General features: G+C 63.7%; 14 protein-coding genes and 1 tRNA gene. 7 read left to right on the plus strand and 8 right to left on the minus strand.

Features of this window, described 5'->3' with window-relative positions; translation table 11 throughout:
- Position 1: 1 nt before the first annotated feature.
- The 5 genes from pgaD to FHS47_RS05095 form a co-directional block, all read right to left on the minus strand.
- Positions 2–445 carry a poly-beta-1,6-N-acetyl-D-glucosamine biosynthesis protein PgaD gene (pgaD, locus tag FHS47_RS05075; RefSeq protein ID WP_167023811.1) on the minus strand — a complete coding sequence of 148 codons (444 nt, stop codon included), beginning with the start codon at positions 443–445 and terminating at the stop codon, positions 2–4.
- Positions 442–1,692 carry a poly-beta-1,6-N-acetyl-D-glucosamine synthase gene (gene pgaC, locus FHS47_RS05080; RefSeq protein WP_167023814.1) on the minus strand — a complete coding sequence of 417 codons (1,251 nt, stop codon included), beginning with the start codon at positions 1,690–1,692 and terminating at the stop codon, positions 442–444. The genes pgaD and pgaC overlap by 4 nt, the downstream gene beginning before the upstream one ends.
- Positions 1,689–3,560 carry a poly-beta-1,6-N-acetyl-D-glucosamine N-deacetylase PgaB gene (gene pgaB / locus FHS47_RS05085; RefSeq protein WP_167023817.1) on the minus strand — a complete coding sequence of 624 codons (1,872 nt, stop codon included), beginning with the start codon at positions 3,558–3,560 and terminating at the stop codon, positions 1,689–1,691. The genes pgaC and pgaB overlap by 4 nt, the downstream gene beginning before the upstream one ends.
- A 5-nt stretch (positions 3,561–3,565) precedes the next feature.
- Positions 3,566–5,635, minus strand: a complete 2,070-nt coding sequence (gene pgaA / locus FHS47_RS05090; RefSeq protein WP_167023820.1) for a poly-beta-1,6 N-acetyl-D-glucosamine export porin PgaA — start codon at positions 5,633–5,635, stop codon at positions 3,566–3,568.
- 204 nt (positions 5,636–5,839) lie between these two features.
- Positions 5,840–6,031 (minus strand): hypothetical protein, encoded by a 192-nt coding sequence (locus FHS47_RS05095; protein WP_167023824.1) that lies wholly within the window; start codon positions 6,029–6,031, stop codon positions 5,840–5,842.
- A 124-nt stretch (positions 6,032–6,155) separates the two neighbouring features.
- On the opposite strand from FHS47_RS05095, the gene FHS47_RS05100 reads away from it, so the two are divergent.
- Both FHS47_RS05100 and FHS47_RS05105 read left to right on the plus strand, forming a co-directional pair.
- Positions 6,156–6,512 carry a type II toxin-antitoxin system prevent-host-death family antitoxin gene (locus tag FHS47_RS05100; RefSeq protein ID WP_167023827.1) on the plus strand — a complete coding sequence of 119 codons (357 nt, stop codon included), beginning with the start codon at positions 6,156–6,158 and terminating at the stop codon, positions 6,510–6,512.
- Positions 6,509–7,141 (plus strand): hypothetical protein, encoded by a 633-nt coding sequence (locus tag FHS47_RS05105; protein WP_167023830.1) that lies wholly within the window; start codon positions 6,509–6,511, stop codon positions 7,139–7,141. The genes FHS47_RS05100 and FHS47_RS05105 overlap by 4 nt, the downstream gene beginning before the upstream one ends.
- A 254-nt stretch (positions 7,142–7,395) precedes the next feature.
- Here the strand turns inward: FHS47_RS05105 and FHS47_RS05110 are convergent, their stop codons facing one another.
- From FHS47_RS05110 to FHS47_RS05120, 3 genes are all read right to left on the minus strand, one after another.
- Positions 7,396–8,565 (minus strand): hypothetical protein, encoded by a 1,170-nt coding sequence (locus FHS47_RS05110; protein ID WP_167023833.1) that lies wholly within the window; start codon positions 8,563–8,565, stop codon positions 7,396–7,398.
- Positions 8,566–8,882: 317 nt separating this feature from the next.
- Positions 8,883–8,958 (minus strand) — tRNA-Ala (locus tag FHS47_RS05115).
- A gap of 73 nt (positions 8,959–9,031) precedes the next feature.
- Positions 9,032–10,801 carry an oleate hydratase gene (locus FHS47_RS05120; RefSeq protein ID WP_167023835.1) on the minus strand — a complete coding sequence of 590 codons (1,770 nt, stop codon included), beginning with the start codon at positions 10,799–10,801 and terminating at the stop codon, positions 9,032–9,034.
- 156 nt (positions 10,802–10,957) lie between these two features.
- Between FHS47_RS05120 and FHS47_RS05125 the strand changes: the two genes are divergently transcribed.
- Genes FHS47_RS05125 through adhP form a run of 5 tightly spaced genes read left to right on the plus strand, consistent with a single transcriptional unit; the run spans position 10,958 to position 16,316 of the window.
- The gene (locus FHS47_RS05125) at positions 10,958–12,112 is read left to right on the plus strand and encodes an NAD(P) transhydrogenase subunit alpha (protein ID WP_167023838.1); all 1,155 of its coding nucleotides are present in this window, start codon (positions 10,958–10,960) and stop codon (positions 12,110–12,112) included.
- Positions 12,109–12,417, plus strand: coding sequence for an NAD(P) transhydrogenase subunit alpha (locus FHS47_RS05130; RefSeq protein WP_167023841.1), 309 nt, complete (start codon positions 12,109–12,111; stop codon positions 12,415–12,417). The genes FHS47_RS05125 and FHS47_RS05130 overlap by 4 nt, the downstream gene beginning before the upstream one ends.
- 2 nt (positions 12,418–12,419) lie before the next feature.
- Entirely contained in the window at positions 12,420–13,835 is a 1,416-nt protein-coding gene (locus tag FHS47_RS05135; RefSeq protein WP_167023844.1) for an NAD(P)(+) transhydrogenase (Re/Si-specific) subunit beta, read from the plus strand.
- Positions 13,836–13,880: 45 nt separating this feature from the next.
- Positions 13,881–15,272: an NAD-dependent succinate-semialdehyde dehydrogenase gene (locus FHS47_RS05140; RefSeq protein ID WP_167023847.1), complete on the plus strand. Its 1,392-nt coding sequence runs from the start codon at positions 13,881–13,883 to the stop codon at positions 15,270–15,272.
- Between the two features lie 15 nt (positions 15,273–15,287).
- On the plus strand, positions 15,288–16,316 hold the full coding sequence (adhP, locus tag FHS47_RS05145) for an alcohol dehydrogenase AdhP (RefSeq protein ID WP_167023850.1): 1,029 nt from the start codon (positions 15,288–15,290) through the stop codon (positions 16,314–16,316).
- Positions 16,317–16,386: the final 70 nt, after the last annotated feature.

Below are 16,386 nucleotides of genomic sequence, written 5' to 3' on the forward strand. Positions count from 1 at the left end.
CTCAGACGGCTTCGTTCACGGTCATGAAGCCATCGGCGGAAACGCTCACCACGGCGCGGCGGTGGGCTTGGATCTTCAGCGCATCATCCGTGGACGCCCCTATGGCCGCCGCCGTCTGTGCCACGCCAACCGGCTTGTTTCCACGGCGCTTCTGCTTGCCGGCGAAGCGCGCGTGATTGTATTTGGACCAGGAGAAGAAGATCGCGGCGCACGCCACGGCCACGATCAGAATGACATTGATGTCGCCGCCGTTTTCGACAAGATCGAACACACGCAGCTGCACCCATGCGGTGCGCACTCCGAAGGCCCAGGCGGCGAGCGTCAGCAGGGGTAGCCAGAGAAATGCCCAGAAGAGCCAGGCGAACACCGTAAGGGTGGCAAATACCGCACGCTGCGCGTGCGACTGGCGCTCAGGCCGCTGGATGATGATGGCTTCGGCTTTCATCGCAGTCCCCGGTCCGGGCTGACCCATATGGCGCGCGTGCCGCGACGTTTCAACAGCGCCTTGGGGAACGCGACCACCGACGTCGCGGTGTTGAGCAGCCAGTACACGAGCGGGTACCAGATCATCCAGTAGTAGTTCCGGCCTATGCGTGTTTCATAGCGGCGGTCGATCAGCAGGCTGATGAGGAACTGCGACAGGCAGATGATGCCGAGTACTACGCCGTGCCACTGCGGAAGGAGCGTCTGGACATGCAGTGCGGGCGGCAGCGGGACGAACTGCCCAAGCACCCAGAGCACGATGATCGCCGCCATCGTGTACGACCAGGCCAGGCTGGTGATGTACTCGAACGCTACCGGCCACATGCGCCGCTGACGCCACCTGAACAGGCGGCTCGTGTAGCGGAGCAACACTTCGGAGCCACCCTGGGCCCAGCGCAGGCGCTGCTTCCACAAGCCGCGGAAGGTTTCGGGCATGAGGATCCAGCACAGCGCATTGGGTTCGTAACGAATTTCCCAATGCCGCATCTGCAGGCGCCAGCTCACGTCGATGTCCTCGGTGACCATGTCGGTGTTCCAGTAGCCGACGTCGTGCAGGGCACTCTTGCGGAAGCAGGCAATCACGCCCGACACGGTGAAGATGCGCCCGTAGATACGCTGCGCGCGCTTGATGAGGCCGATGATCGACGAGAATTCGCCGACCTGCACCTTCCCCAGAAGGGTGGAGCGGTTGCGGATGCGCGGGTTGCCCGTGACAGCCGCGACGCGCGGGCTGTCGAGCATGTGCATCATCATCCAGTGTGTGGCGTAGTCGTCCAGCAACGCATCGCCGTCCACGCACACGAGGAAATCGGCACGCGAAGCGAGCGCGGCCGCGCGAAGGCCCATGGCCTTGCCCTGGTTGCTCGACATGTGGATGACCCGCAGCGAGGGGTACTGGGCCATCAGCTGATCGAGCTGCGCGCCGGTATCGTCGGTGGAACCGTCGTTGATGGCGATGATCTCGAAGTTCGGGTATTGCTGCGAGGCCAGATGGGCGATGGTCTCGCGAACCTGCTCGCCCTCGTTGTGGCAGGGCACCACGAGGCTCACGAGCGGATATTCCGGCAGCGGGGTGGGGTGCACGCGCGGCGGTTCCCGTCGCTCCCAGCGCATGAAGTAGATGACGCCGCCGCTCATCCAGAAAAGCGACATCACCAACGGGTAATAGAACGCGAACTCCAGCAGGGCATGAAGGATGCCTCCGTTCATCGGGCAGGCTCCGCGTAGGGATAGTCGGAGGAGGAGATGGCGGGGCGAATGACTTCCAGGGCCGGCCGGTCGTTGAGGAAATCGTCGGGGTAATAGCCGATATGGCGCACGCCCAGGGCCTGCACGGCGCGCATGCGGGCGGCGATGTCGCGCGCAAGGATGGGCCGGTGCGTGCGCCAGTCCTGCGTCGCGAATTCGAACAGCGTGTTGTCCATGGCTCCGGGCGTCGCCTTCACGGCGGCCACGAGCTTGCGGTACCTGCCGAGGCTATCGGATTGGCCGTCGAGCTGCGGCATGGCCATGACCGCGGTCATGTCATAGGCGCGATTGAAAGCGGCGAGGCTCTGCGCGAACCAGGCCTCCGCGGCGGGTTCCATGATCGGCCGGGTGTAGATGTTGCGCGCGGTGCGGAGCTGCGGACGCCACAGCTTCATGCGGGCCGTCAGTTCCCGCGTGAAGTCGATGAGCGCCTGGGTGTTCTGGGCCGGGGTGTTGTGTGCCCACGGACCGAGGTTGTCCGTGTCTCGCAGGTACGCGTCGTCGGAATACAGCACGCCGGCCTCGGCGGCGTGCATCGCCAGGTCCTCGTACACGTCGCCAATGAGGGCCCGCACCTGCGGATCGTACGGTGCGAGGCGATAGTGGTCCCCGCCGGGTTTGGGTTCGCCGGCAAGCGTAGGCAGCGATTTACCGGGGAAGCGGAAAGCAAGCACGGGCATCCATGCGTAGACCCGCACACCGGCGCGGGTGCGAAGCTGCCATGAAACGCGCGAGAACAGATCGGCGCGCACGGGCAGGTGGCGATTGGGGAAATACACCGCATCGGCGACGCCGTCGCCGTCAGGGTCCGCGTACGCCTGCAGCCAGACGTCGGTCGGATTCATGCGCTTGATGCGGTCCAGCAGCTTCGAGAGGTTGCGGTCCTGCTGCGCCGGATCGGGGTCGTATACGTAGTCGAGGTCCACCTGCACCACGCGTGCCGGATCGATCCTGGCCTGGTGGCGGATGAGCCAACCGAGCCGGTTCGCGGTCACGTTGTCGCTCACCAGCAGGCGCGGCACCGTCCGCCCCGGCTCCAGGCCGGGATTGTCGTCGCTCAGGCTGAAGGTGACGGTCATTCCCACTTCCGCGGCCACGTCGCGGCCGATCCGGGTGTACTCGCCGTACGGCCAGGCCAGGGCGCGCGGCCGTACGCCGATGTGCTGCGCGATCTCGCTGGCACTGCGTTCGAGATCGTTACGGATGCGTGCGCGGTATTCGTCGACCGTTTCGTACCGGTGCTTCGCGTCGTCATAGCTAAGCGACGCCGCGGTCGGCAGAAGATTGCCCTGCGGATTCGCGTTGTGGCCCTGGTGCATGGCCCACGAATGCGAGGCGAACTCCACGAGTCCGGAGGTGTGCATTTCCGCCACCTGGTCCCAGGTGAGGAAACAGGAACGGTCGCAATCGCTGCCGTTGTAGGGCATGCGCTTGCCGTCGGGCATGTCCATCCAGGAGCCCACCAGTGCCTGCACGGCGGGATAGCCGTACGCGCGCAGCAAGGGATACACGCGCGTATAGAAGCTCTTGAGGCCATCGTCGAACGTGAGCAGCACGGCGTCCTTCGGCAACGGAGCGCCGCCATGGCTCGCCTGCACCACCTGTTCGAGGCTGACGACGTGGTAACCGTTCGCCTTGAGCCAGTCGAAGTGGGAAATGAGGTGGTCGGTACTGATGGCGTCCGGATCGCGGTCGCCATGGGAGCCGACGTCGTCGCGGACATCGTGGTACGCGAGCACGATCAGGGCCGGTCGCACGGCGGCGACCGGTTGCGCGAACGCGGGAAGCGCAAACCCGAACAGGGCCAGCAGGATCAACAGCGGGCGCATGGTTCTCATTCTCCCCAGTGCAGCGTCAGGTCGAGGACAACGCGGTGCTCGCGCCGTCCGTCGTACGGTTGGTTGTGCCAGCCGAGGCCCCAACCGACGTTGAAGCCGGGCCCCGTCTGGATCACTTGCCCGTAGCGAACGCTGGCCATCCAGTCGGTGGCGTAGCCGCGTTCGGCGTATTGGCCGACGGCGACGTCGATGCGTTGGGTGACGCTGCGGTCGTAGAACTGCCCCAACAGGTTCTGTAGACGCCCGGTCAGGGCGTAGCTGCGATCGCGGCGGGGATTGAAATAGGGTCGGTCGGATCGCGAGTTCGTCGAGCCGCCGATTTCCACACCGCCGTCCAGGGAGAGGTTCGGGGCGGTGTGCAGGCGTTGCACGACGGCCGCCAGCCACCCATTGCGCCGGTTCCCGTCGCTGAAGCGGTCATGTGAAAGCCCGATGCGTGCCTGGGTCAACTCGCTGGCGCGCCAGGTGACCGCCGTATCCAGCGTCTTGGCGGAGATGCCGTAGTACTGCGCACGAAGCGGAGTGTCGTCGCCTGCCGTGCTGTAGTCGGCCGCCCAGGACCAATGGTCCGACAGCGACCAGTTGAAACCAGCCTCGATCGCCGTCTTGCCGACGTAGCGGTCGGCGGAGGGCAGGGCCTGCACATAGCCTTCGAAGCCGTAGGCATAGCCGCGGATGCCGACGCCCGCACGTGTCCGGCGTACATCGCCTTCGGGAAGGTTGGCGGTGGAATAACGTCCGAGCGCGACGACACGCCAATGGTTGTCGATGAGCGGACTGGCGATGGTGGCCTGGGTGGTGGCGTCGCGGTCGCCGAAGTCCGGGCTGGATCCCTTGCCATGTTCGCTGTCGATGTCGAACTGCCAGCCACGCTCGCGCTGCCACGATTCCCGCGCGCGATCGACGCGCTGGTTGCGGGAAGCGAGCGCGTGCGCCGTGTCGAGGTCGGCATCGACGGCCGCGTAGTCGTTGAGCACGCGTGCGGTGTTGGCCTTGCCGATATAGGCGCCGGCCTCGCGCGGGTCCAGCGTGAGGGCGATGTCGAAGTCGTCGCGGGCACGTCGCGGCCATCCGCGGGCCAACTCCACCATGCCCAGTTCACTGCGAAGCTGTGCGTTCGCGGGCGCTTCGCGATTCAGGGGTTCCAGCCGCGCATAGGCATCGGCATGCATCTCCACGTAGTCGCGCACGGCGGCGGCATTCAGGTCGGCGTCGACCTTGCGCTGGTTCTGTGCCGGTGCGGCGATGCCGCGCACGCGCAGCCACTGCGGCTCTTTCGCGGCAAGGTCGTCGATGGTGCGGAATGCCTTTTGTGTCTGCCCGGATTCCAGGTAGGCGTACATGAGCCCGATCCGCGGCTCGCTCTCCGTGCGGTCGTACGGGCCGGGGTCCTTTGCGATGCTGTCTTCGTAGAGTGTTACCGCTTCGGCGGGGCGGCGCTTCGCCAGCAACGCATCGGCGGCTGCGCGCTCCGCATACGGGGGCAACGTCACTCCTTGTGCGCGAAAGGCGTCGTAGCGGGCAACGGTTTCGTCCACATGGCCGGCTCGCGCCAGGGCCACGAGCAGGTCGAAGCCGGCGCGCCGGCGCAGGTCGGCCGGCAAGGACGGATCGTCGGCGACGTGCCGGGCGTCTTCCACGGACTTGTCGGCTTCCACATAGGGATGGAACGGGTCGGCGGGCTCGCCGTCGGCCCAGCGAATTTCCTTCGCCACGCGATCCGCCCGAAGACGATACGTCTCGGCCGTCGATAGGGAGGGATGGAGCGCCGCCGCCAATTCCCCGGCGCGCGTACTGGCGCCCAATTCCGTCAACAAAGTGACGTTCAGGGCCTGCGCCTCGTGATCGTCCGGCCATCGCGAGAGGACGGCCTGGCAATGCGCAAGCGCGTCGACACGGTGTCCCTCGTCGCGTTCGTGACGTGCCATGGCGAGCAAGGCATCGCGCTCCGCCGGGGCGGTGACCGCGGTGGCGATGGGCCCGTGCAGCGCCAGCGCGAGCGCGAGGCACAAACGTACCCCTGGCACCCGCGCGGCGCGCGGGCGTGTCGTCGAATTCAGTTTCATCCTGCCAACCAGCTCCATTCCGGCGGTCCGGAGCGAAGTTCCGGTGCCGATGGTGAAGAAGAGGTCGCCATGTGCTCTTGCGTTGGCGACCGAGCCCTCCATTCTCGCCGCAAACACCGTGCCAGGGACACCCGATAAGCGTTCCCGCCAGGCCTGCCATACGGCGTAGGCCGAAAGTTATATGCCGACCCGCTGCGGAATTGCTCAGTGCTTTACCGACGCCTGTAATGCTGCCGCCAGTCCAGCGTCGCCGCTGAGCACATCTTTCCACGCCAGTGAAACGCCGTTGCGCTTGCCTTTGCCAACGAGCTTCAGGCCGTCCGGATCGATGGTCAGCGTGTACGCCTGGCCGTCGACCTCCAGTTCGCGCTTCAGGGGTTTGTCCAAGGGAGTCATGAGCTTTCCAGGGCAGTGAGGGTGAGCCGAGGATGGCGCCGTCCACGTCGGGAGACGGTGTAGCGTCATGGCCCAAAAAGGGAATTTGGGGTATATTGGCCTTCGAGTCCCACAGGATCCACCCATGGCCCTGACCCTCAAGCTCGATCCCCTCGAAAACCTGCCCCGTACGCCTGCCTCCGACGTGAAGAAACTGGGCTGGCGCGGCGTCATGCGCGCGATCGGGCGCAAGGGCAAGGTGGTCGTCACGAATCACAGCGAGCCTGAGGCGGTCATCCTCTCCGCCGAGGAGTATGGCCTCATCCTCAGGGCGCTCGACGATGCCGGCGCGCGTCAGGCGTCGGCCCTCGACACGCTTCGCCGCCGTTTCGACGAACGCCTGGCCTCCTTGCAGGCCGACGACGCCAGCGAGCGGCTGCGCGCGCTGATGCAGGGGCCGACCACGCTGGCCGGCAAGGTCAAGGCCGGGGAGTCTCATTGAGGGGCCGTCCTGTCCTTTACGTCCTCGCTGGCGTCAACGGGGCAGGGAAGAGTTCTATCGGCGGATATCGTCTGCGGCAGGCCGGGCTCGACTGGTTCAATCCCGATACGTTTGCGCGGGAACTGGTTGCGTCGACCGGATGCGGCCAGACCGAGGCCAATGCCATGGCATGGCAGGAGGGTATGTGGCGTTTCGACGATGCGATCGCCGGGCGCGCGGCCTACGCCTTCGAAACCACGCTCGGCGGGAACACGGTGCCCGCGAAGATCGCCGAGGCGGCGCGCACGCACGACGTGCTGATGTGGTTCTGCGGATTGTCCTCCCCGGAGAAGCACATCGCCCGGGTGAAGGTGCGCGTGGCGGCGGGCGGCCACGACATTCCGGAAGCGAAGATTCGCGAGCGCTATGTCTCCGCGCTGGAAAACCTCGTGGCGCTCATGCCGTCCATCGCCTTTCTGCAGGTGTACGACAACAGTGTCGATGTCGCGCATGGCGAGGCGATCCCCGATCCGACCCTGCTGGCCGACATCGCCGGAGGCACGCTCGTCCGGCCGACGGATTTGGCAACACTGAGCCGCACGCCGGAGTGGGCGAAGCCGGTGTTGGCGGCTGCCATGCCAGGGAAGTAAAGATCGTATTGCGAGGCAAGACCGGTGCATTAACGCGCGCGTCGGGCAGTTCATGGCGCACTTCCGGCAGATGCACTGTGGCTCATCTGTAGTAGCCGCCATGGCGGCGATAGAAACCTCATGACAACCCTGACGACAAGGGTCAATCGCGCGCATGGAAACCAAAACGCCGAGGATTCGCATCCTCGGCCATTCTATGACTACTTGAATTTGGTGGAGCAGAGGAGGATCGGCATTGACGCGCGACTGTATGTTTAAGTCTTGAAAGCCGACGTATTCTTAAAAGGCCTCACATCCAGCCAACGCGGCTGTGCCTTGAGCATTGCTGGCAGTGTGCTATGGACCAGCTCTTGAGCTTCCTGTGCACTGTACTTAGGCGCGTCCTCACCAAGGATTCCGCATTTATGCATCAGCTCCTGGGTCGCTGAGACGCGCGCCTCCAGCCATTGTGCACTCTGCTTTCTTTCTGTGCCGCACTCGTCCATAAGCGCACCCATGAAAATGAAAGCGCGTATTGCGCCGCTATGGTAGCAGTCCTTTAACGCTGGAAATCCCGAAAAGGTCAGCGTTACGCTCACAAGCAGGTCGAACATTGTCTGTCGGCCTTCCGTGCTAGAGAGTGGATCACTGCCGAGGTAGGGCTTGAGTGCCAATTTCGCTAGCATTCGCCCAGCCGTCGCATCGGCATCCGTTTCGACGTAAAGACGAAGTCGCTTCTGATTGGGATCGTCGGGGACGTGCTGCTCGTCGAACGAAAAATGTGGGTCGTTCTTAACAATGCAGTTGATATGGCCGCGAAAAATGTGGGCCAACTCATGGAGAAAAACCGCATACAAGCCATAGGAAGCATACTGGACACCCATAGCGCGTCGCTGCTCCGATCGAGGAATCGGAAATTCCGGAATGTCGAGCCACTCGGAGGACGCTTTAACAGTGCCTCCCACCGCAACGCGTGGCTCGAAAGCCGGCAAACAAAGTAAGCGGTAAGCAGATGTGACCGTTCTGATCAGGGTGCCTACAGTGACGGCAATTCCATATGTCTCCTCTCCAGGCTGGATGCGCCAAGCGAGCCCGTTCGTGTCAGCCGAATCCGTAAGAAAGCCGCACAGGCGTCCCGGACTTAGCAGCCTCCACGCACCGTTAAAGCCTGCACGGATGTTCGCGAACGCTGCAGTTGCAATTGGGATCGCGTCGACGTTCTTCTGATCGGCCTGCATGACCAGAAGCGGCCCGGTTGCTTCCGAAAGTAGATTGCCGTGGCACTTTGCAAGCACGGGCCGAGCAGCAATCCGATCGCGCTGTTGTATTTCGCCGAATTCGAAAGGGCTCGGCGAAATTCGTTGGTTGTGGAGATGTTCTTGGAGTCGATTGAGTACCGCTCTTACTGGATTCAATAATTGTCTCCCCCGTTGTTCAGTTTGCATGCGCTTGTCTACACTCGCAAAATGAGCTGGCGATAGCATTCTTGAGGCAGGGGCCACAAAGCGATGTGAGGTTGGTAGCCAGAAGGTCGCTTGTACAAATTGCAGCACCACCTGAGATGTTCAGCGCATACCGGAACCGATGTCCAGACGTCCGGATTCCGTGGCCGCCATTGGGGCGGAGTGGACCGCGGGATATTCGGGGCAATCCCGTTGCAGCGCCCTGTAACGTCTAGTCACGCCCTGCGACAGATCGGTAGGGCATGGAAAGCAAAAGGCCGAGAATTCGCATCCTCAGCCTTTCTGCAAGTACTTGATTTTGGTGGAGCGGAGGAGGATCGAACTCCCGACCTTCGCATTGCGAACGCGACGCTCTCCCAGCTGAGCTACCGCCCCACGAAGCGCGAACTATATCAGCGATCCCGGCGACTGCCAACATCCTCCGGGGCGCTGCCGCGCGGTCCGCGGGTCATGGCTCCGGGATCAGGTGGAAGGCCTTCAGCAACTCGCCGACCTCCGTGGCTTCCAGCTTCTTCAACAGGTGTCTGCGCAGGAACTCGGGGCCGGGGAAGTCGATGGGTTTGCCGTCCCTCAGCGGGCCGATCGCGGCGAGCAGGGTGCGGATGTCGTAGGTCGAGTTGAAGACCTCGGGTACCCCGCGTTCGACGTCGAGCAGCGTGTAGACGGCTTCCATGGGCGTGCGCACCGAATACTCCGTGGTGAAGATGCAGTCACGCTGCGCGGATTCCGCGAACTGCCCGATGAAGGCGAAATTCACCGCCCCTTTCGGCACCACGTCCGGCCGGTCGCCCGCCTGGCGCGGCATGAAGAAGGCGGTGATGTACGGCATCATCACCGGTACCGTTCGTGCCCCGGTGGCGGCGAGTTCCGGAATGTCCTCGACGGGCACGCCGAGGTGATAGAGCCATTCCCGCGTGATTTCCTCGCCCGTGCACTCCTGCATCGGCTTTTTCACATAATCGCCCGGGCGATCCACGAACAGCGCATAGAGCCAGCCGACGATCTGGTCTTTCGGCTGCTTCCTGAAATGGGGCTGGCGGCTCACCGTCCAGCTCAACAGCCAGCTCGAGTCCTTGACGGTGACGATGCCGGCCGTCACGACCTTGCCGCTGAAGGGATCGCGCTTCGCGATGCGTTCGATGTAACGGGGGATGCGCGCGTCCAGCGTCGTGATGGTCGCCGACGCCCATTTGGTTTTCGGGATATCGCCGCCGAACACATCCGGGCGGCCAAAGGCAGGGTCCTTGGCCGCGATACGGCGCCACAGATCCCAGGCGGGGGCCGGTCCGTCCTTCAGCCTTGCCGGCGTGTGGTGGTCGCCATCATCCGAATTCTCGGTCAGCGAGCCGATGGTGATGAAGGCAAGATCGTCGGGTCCCAGATCCACGCCGCCTTCGACGCCGTTCTCGATCCAATGAATGCGCGTGGCCTGTTTGGTTCCGGCCTGGATGGCGAAATCCACATCGGTCACCGTTACCTCATAACGAAACCGTACGCCCCGGTCCTCCAACCATTTGACCAGCGGCAGGACCATCGATTCGTACTGGTTGTAGCGGTTGAACTTCATCGACGAGAAGTCGGCAAGGGAGCCGATGTGGTGAATGAAGCGATGCAGGTACAGCTTCATTTCAAGCGCCGAATGCCATTCCTCGAACGCGAACATGGTGCGCCAGTAGAGCCAGAAGTTGCTCTTCAAGAACTCTTCGCCGAAAACCTCGTCGATACGCTTGTTTTCCATCTCCTCGCGGGTGGCGAGGAAGACTTCGACCAGTTCCCTCAGCGCCTTGTCGCTCAAGGTCAGCAGTGCCTTGTCCGGCACGTCCTGCCCCCGATTCTGCGTGACACGCTGGAGCGAAACGTTTGGATCGTCCTTGTTGACGCGATAGAACTCGTCCAGAACGCTCGCATCCTGGATCTCCAGTGACGGAATCGAACGATAAAGGTCCCAGAGGCATTCGAAGTGTTCTTCCATCTCGCGGCCACCGCGGATGACGAAGCCCTTGTCGGGCACATCGAGGCCATCGAGCGCACCGCCCGGCAAAGCGAGCTCTTCGAGAATGGTGATGCGCTCTCCGGCGACACCGCCATCGCGGATCAGGAAGGCGGCTCCGGCCAGCCCGGCAAGGCCGGAACCCACAAACCAGGCCGTTTTCTTCTCGGCACCTTGGGGCTTGCGGGGGCGAACGAAGGCCTCGTAGTTCCCACTGCTGTAATGCATGGCTCGCAATTCCTCGCGGTTTGGCAGGCTGGAGCGCACGATAACAACCGATATTCGGTTGCACATGATCTGTGTCAATTCGGCGAGAGCCGAAGACGCCTACGTTCTCTTACGCAGGCCACACCGGCAGGGTGGGCCAACCATGTGGAGTAGTTAATGGCGATCGAGATAGCGGTGCTCAGGGAAACCGGGCCCGGAGAAAGGCGTGTTGCCACGGTCCCGGCGGTTGCTGCGCGTCTTGCCCGGCTGGGTGCATCGGTGACATTGGAGCGCGGAGCGGGCGTGAGTGCGACGTACCTCGATCAGGCCTTTCAAGGCACGGCCTTCGCGGACACGCCAGCGGCGCTGGTGGCAAAGGCCGATATCGTCCTGGCCGTGCAGCCGCCATCCGTCGAGGCGGTCAAGGCCATGAAACCGGGGGCGGTGCTCATTTCGTTCGTCTATGGCGCGCAGAACCCGGCCCTTGTCGCAGCATTGCGCGACGGCAAAATAACGGCCTTCGCCATGGAGCGCATTCCGCGCATCAGCCGGGCGCAAGCGATGGATGCCTTGTCGAGTCAGGCCGCGCTGGCGGGTTACTACGCGCCGCTGCTGGGTGCCGTGCATATGCCGCGCATCCTGCCGATGATGACGACCGCCGTGGGTTCGCTCCGTGCCGCCACCGTCCTGGTGATGGGGCTCGGGGTAGCCGGCCTTTCGGCACTGGCCACCGCACACCGGCTCGGCGCCATCACCGAAGGCTACGACGTGCGGCCCGAAACGGCCGAACAGGCTCAGTCGCTCGGCGCGAAGTTCGTGGATACCGGTGTCGATGCCCGCGGCGAAGGCGGCTATGCACGCGAACTGACGGCGGAAGAACAGGCGAAAGTGCGTGAGGCGCTTTCGCGGCATATTGCCCAGGCGGACATGATCGTGACCACGGCAGCGGTGCCGGGCCGGCGTGCACCCATTCTCATCTCGGCGGAGCAGATCGCAGCGATGAAGCCGGGTGCGGTCATCGTCGACCTCGGTGCCGAAAGCGGCGGCAACTGCGAAGGTACGCGGCCGGGCGAAACGGTGACGGTGGGCCCCGTGACGATTCTGGGGCCACTCAATGTGCCCTCGGCGCTGGCACAGCATGCGAGCGAACTCTATGCGAAGAACGTCCTCAACCTGGTCACGTTGTTCGTGAAGGATGGCGCGATCGCCCTCGACTTCGACGACGAAGTGATCGCGGGAACCGTCCTCACGCACAGCGGAGAGATACGCGACGAAGGAGTCAGGAAGGCCGTGGAAAAAATCGATACATCCTGCGTGGAGGCGGCGAAATGACCATGGACACCACGATGACCTGGCTTATCGCGCTCTACATTTTCATGCTGGCGGCCTTCACGGGCTATGAAGTGATCAGCCGCGTGCCTTCGATCCTCCACACGCCCCTCATGTCCGGCTCGAACTTCATCCACGGCATTGTCGTGGTCGGTGCGCTCCATGCGCTCCTCAACGCGACGACGCCTTTCGCCCAGACCGTGGGCTTCATCGGCGTCGCGCTCGGTGCCGCCAATGCAGGCGGCGGTTACGTGGTGACCGACCGCATGCTTGCCATGTTCAAGTCCAGCGGCAAAAGGAAGAACTGAACATGCTGATCCAGCACATCCTTGGGCTGAGCGGCCTGGTCGCCGCGTGCCTTTTCATCTTCGGTCTCAAGCGCATGTCGTCACCGGTGACCGCGCTATCGGGCATTGTGGTGGCGGGCATCGGCATGGTGGTCGCCGTGGCGGCCAGCTTCCTGGTGGTGTTCGACCTGCCTGCCGACGTTGCGCCGAACCGGGTCGTGAATGTCATGCTCGCTGTCCTCGCATTGTGCGTGGGTGGGGGCTGGGCGTTCCTGCGCGGGCGCAAAGTCGGCATGACCGCCATGCCGCAGATGGTGGCGCTCTATAACGGTATGGGCGGTGGCGCCGCCGCCGCCGTGGCAGCGGTTGAATTGTCGGCGCGCGCCGAACCTACGGCACTGGGCCTGGCAACAACCGCGGCCGGTGCACTGATCGGCGCCATCTCGCTGACCGGTTCGGTGATCGCCTGGGCCAAGCTGGACGGCAAGATACAGAATCCCTGGCGCTTCGCAGGGCAGCGCATCGTCAACGGCGCGCTGTTCCTCGCCACCGTGCTTCTCGGCATCGCGCTCGTCGTGTCCTTCGACAGCCCGCATTTCTCGCTGCTGGCCATCCTGTTCTTCGCTGGGGCCCTGGCGTTCGGCGTCATGATGACGTTGCCCATCGGTGGCGCGGACATGCCGGTGGTGATCTCGCTGTACAACGCGTTTACCGGTCTGGCCGTGGGGCTCGAAGGCTTTGCGCTGCAGAACCCGGCGCTGATGATTGCGGGCATGGTGGTGGGTTCTGCCGGCACGCTGCTGACCCTGCTGATGGCAAAGGCGATGAACCGCTCGCTTGCCAACGTGCTCTTCTCGAACTTCGGCGATGGTGCTGCACACGGCGGTAGCGAAGCGCACGGAGAAATGAAGAGCGCCGATGCCAGCGATGCCGCCGTGGCCATGCGTTATGCGTCGTCCGTCATCATCATTCCGGGCTATGGCCTTGCCGTCGCACAGGCGCAACAGAAGCTGTATGAGTTCGTGAAGTTGCTGCAGGCCGCGGGTGTGAGCGTGAAGTTCGCGATCCACCCGGTCGCGGGCCGCATGCCCGGCCACATGAACGTGCTTCTTGCCGAAGCCGGCGTGCCTTACGACATCATTTTCGACATGGAAGACATCAACGCCGAATTTCCCGCGACCGATGTCGCGCTGGTCATCGGTGCCAACGATGTCGTGAATCCGGCCGCACGTACCGACACATCGTCGCCGATCTACGGCATGCCGATCCTCGATGCCGACAAGGCCCACCAGGTCTATGTCGTTAAGCGTGGCCAGGGCAAGGGCTACTCGGGCGTCGAGAACCTCCTTTTCTTCGAAGACAACTGCAGCATGGTTTACGGCGATGCCCAGGCCGTGCTGACGCAAATGGTTCAGGCAGTGAAGGATCTGGCGGCCTGACCGCTCCAAAGATCGCAGCCCTCAACTCACGAAGGACAAAGTCAAATGGCCTATGCAACCACCAATCCGTATACCGGCGAAACCGTCGCAACGTTTCCCGACGCGACCGATGCCGAAGTTCGCGCTGCCCTGGACAAGGCGGATGCGGCGTTCCGAAAGTGGCGCGACACGTCGTTCGCCGAGCGCGGGCGCATTCTGCAGAACGCCGCGAATATCCTGCGCCGCGACAGCGAGGCCTTCGCCAAGCTGCTGACGTTGGAAATGGGCAAGCTCATTGCCGAGGCGAAGGCCGAGGTGGAGCTGTCGGCGAAGATCTTCGAGTACTACGTGCTCCACGCGGAGGAACTGCTGAAGCCGGAGAAGCTGCCGGTGCTCGACCCCGCGGAAGGCGACGCGATGCTCGTACACGAGCCGCTGGGCGTCCTGCTGGCGATCGAACCCTGGAACTTCCCGTATTACCAGATCGCACGCATCCTGGCGCCGCAGCTTTCGGCAGGCAACACGCTGATCCTCAAGCATGCTTCGAACGTTCCGCAGAGCGCGGCGGCGTTCGAGAAGCTGATGGCTGAGGCGGGTCTTCCGGACGGTGCGTTCAAGAACCTCTACGCCACACGCGAGCAGATCAATCTGATCATCAACGACCCCCGCGTCCACGGCGTGGCACTGACGGGCTCGGAAGCCGCTGGCGCCGTGGTCGCTTCCGAGGCCGGCAAGGCGCTGAAGAAGTCGACGATGGAGCTGGGCGGTGCCGATGCCTTCGTCGTTCTAGCCGACGCGGACATGCCCAAGACCGTCGACTGGGCGGTGTTCGGTCGCCATTGGAATGGCGGCCAGGTATGCGTTTCTTCCAAGCGCATGATCGTCGTGGACAAGGTCTACGATGCCTTCCTCGACGCCTATCGCAAGGGCGTGGCCAAGCTGGTGGCCGGCGACCCGTCCGATCCGAAGACCACGCTCGCGCCGCTGTCGTCGCAGAAGGCGGCCGACGACATCAAGGAACAGATCCGCAAGGCGGTCGAACTGGGCGCGAAAGCCGAGGAAGTCGGTCCGCCCGTGCCCAGCCAGGGTGCCTTCGTGCAGCCCACCATCCTGACCGACGTCGGCGAAGACAATCCGGCACGTTATTGGGAGTTCTTCGGGCCGGTGTCCATGCTGTTCCGCGCGAAGGACGAAGAGGACGCGGTGCGCATCGCCAACGATTCGCCGTTCGGCCTCGGCGGCTCCGTCTTCACGTCCGACACGAAGCATGGCGTGGAAGTGGCGAAGCGCATTTCCACCGGCATGGTGTTCGTCAACCATCCGACGAAAGTGGAAGCGGATCTGCCGTTCGGCGGCGTTCGCCGCTCCGGTTATGGCCGGGAACTCCTGGGCCTGGGGCTGAAAGAGTTCGTCAATCACAAGCTGATCGACGTCGTCGATATCAACGCGCACTTCTAAAGCGAGGAACAACCCATGGACAGAACGATGAAAGCCGCGGTGGTCCGCGAATTCGGCAAGCCACTGGTGATGGAAGAGGTGGTCGTACCGAGGCCCGGCACGGGGCAGATCCTGGTGAAGATCGCCGCCACGGGCGTTTGCCATACGGACCTGCACGCCGCGGAAGGCGACTGGCCGGTCAAACCCAACCCGCCCTTCATCCCAGGCCATGAAGGCGTGGGCCACGTGGTCGCCGTCGGTGCCGGCGTCACGCACGTCAAGGAAGGCGACCGCGTGGGTGTGCCCTGGCTCTACGACGCTTGCGGCCACTGCGTCCACTGCCTGGGCGGCTGGGAAACCTTGTGCGAGCAGCAACACAACACCGGTTACTCGGTCAACGGCAGCTTCGCCGAATACGTCGTTGCGGACCCGAACTACGTGGGGCACCTTCCCGACAATGTTTCCTTCATCGACATCGCGCCGATCCTGTGCGCGGGCGTCACGGTCTACAAGGGCCTCAAGGTGACGGACACCAAACCCGGCGACTGGGTGGTCATCTCCGGCATCGGCGGGTTGGGGCACCTTGCCGTTCAGTACGCCAAGGCCATGGGCCGAAACGTCATCGCGGTGGATGTCGACGACAGGAAGCTCGAGCTCGCCAAGTCACTCGGCGCGTCGCTCGCGGTGAACGCTCGCAACGAAGACCCGATGGCATTCGTGAAGAAGCACGTGGGCGGTGCCAAGGGCGTGCTGGTCACCGCGGTATCGCCCAAGGCTTTCGAGCAGGCGATGGGCATGGTGGGTCGCGGAGGCACGGTGTCGCTGAACGGCTTGCCGCCCGGCGATTTCCCGCTGCCGATCTTCGATACCGTGCTCAACGGCGTGACGGTGCGCGGATCGATCGTCGGCACGCGGCTCGACCTGCAGGAAGCACTGAACTTTGCGGGTGAGGGCAAGGTGAAGGCCACGATCTCGACCGACAGGCTCGAAAACATCAACGACATCTTTGCGCGCATGCACAAGGGCGACATCCAGGGTCGCGTCGTGATCGATTTCGAGCACTAGCCGGCAGGGCGGCCGTCGGGGCGTCTTCGTTGACGTCCGGCGGCCCCTTAAAGCGAGTTCCCGCCCGAGG

This window comes from Luteibacter sp. SG786 (assembly GCF_011759605.1).
Taxonomy (GTDB): Bacteria; Pseudomonadota; Gammaproteobacteria; order Xanthomonadales; family Rhodanobacteraceae; genus Luteibacter.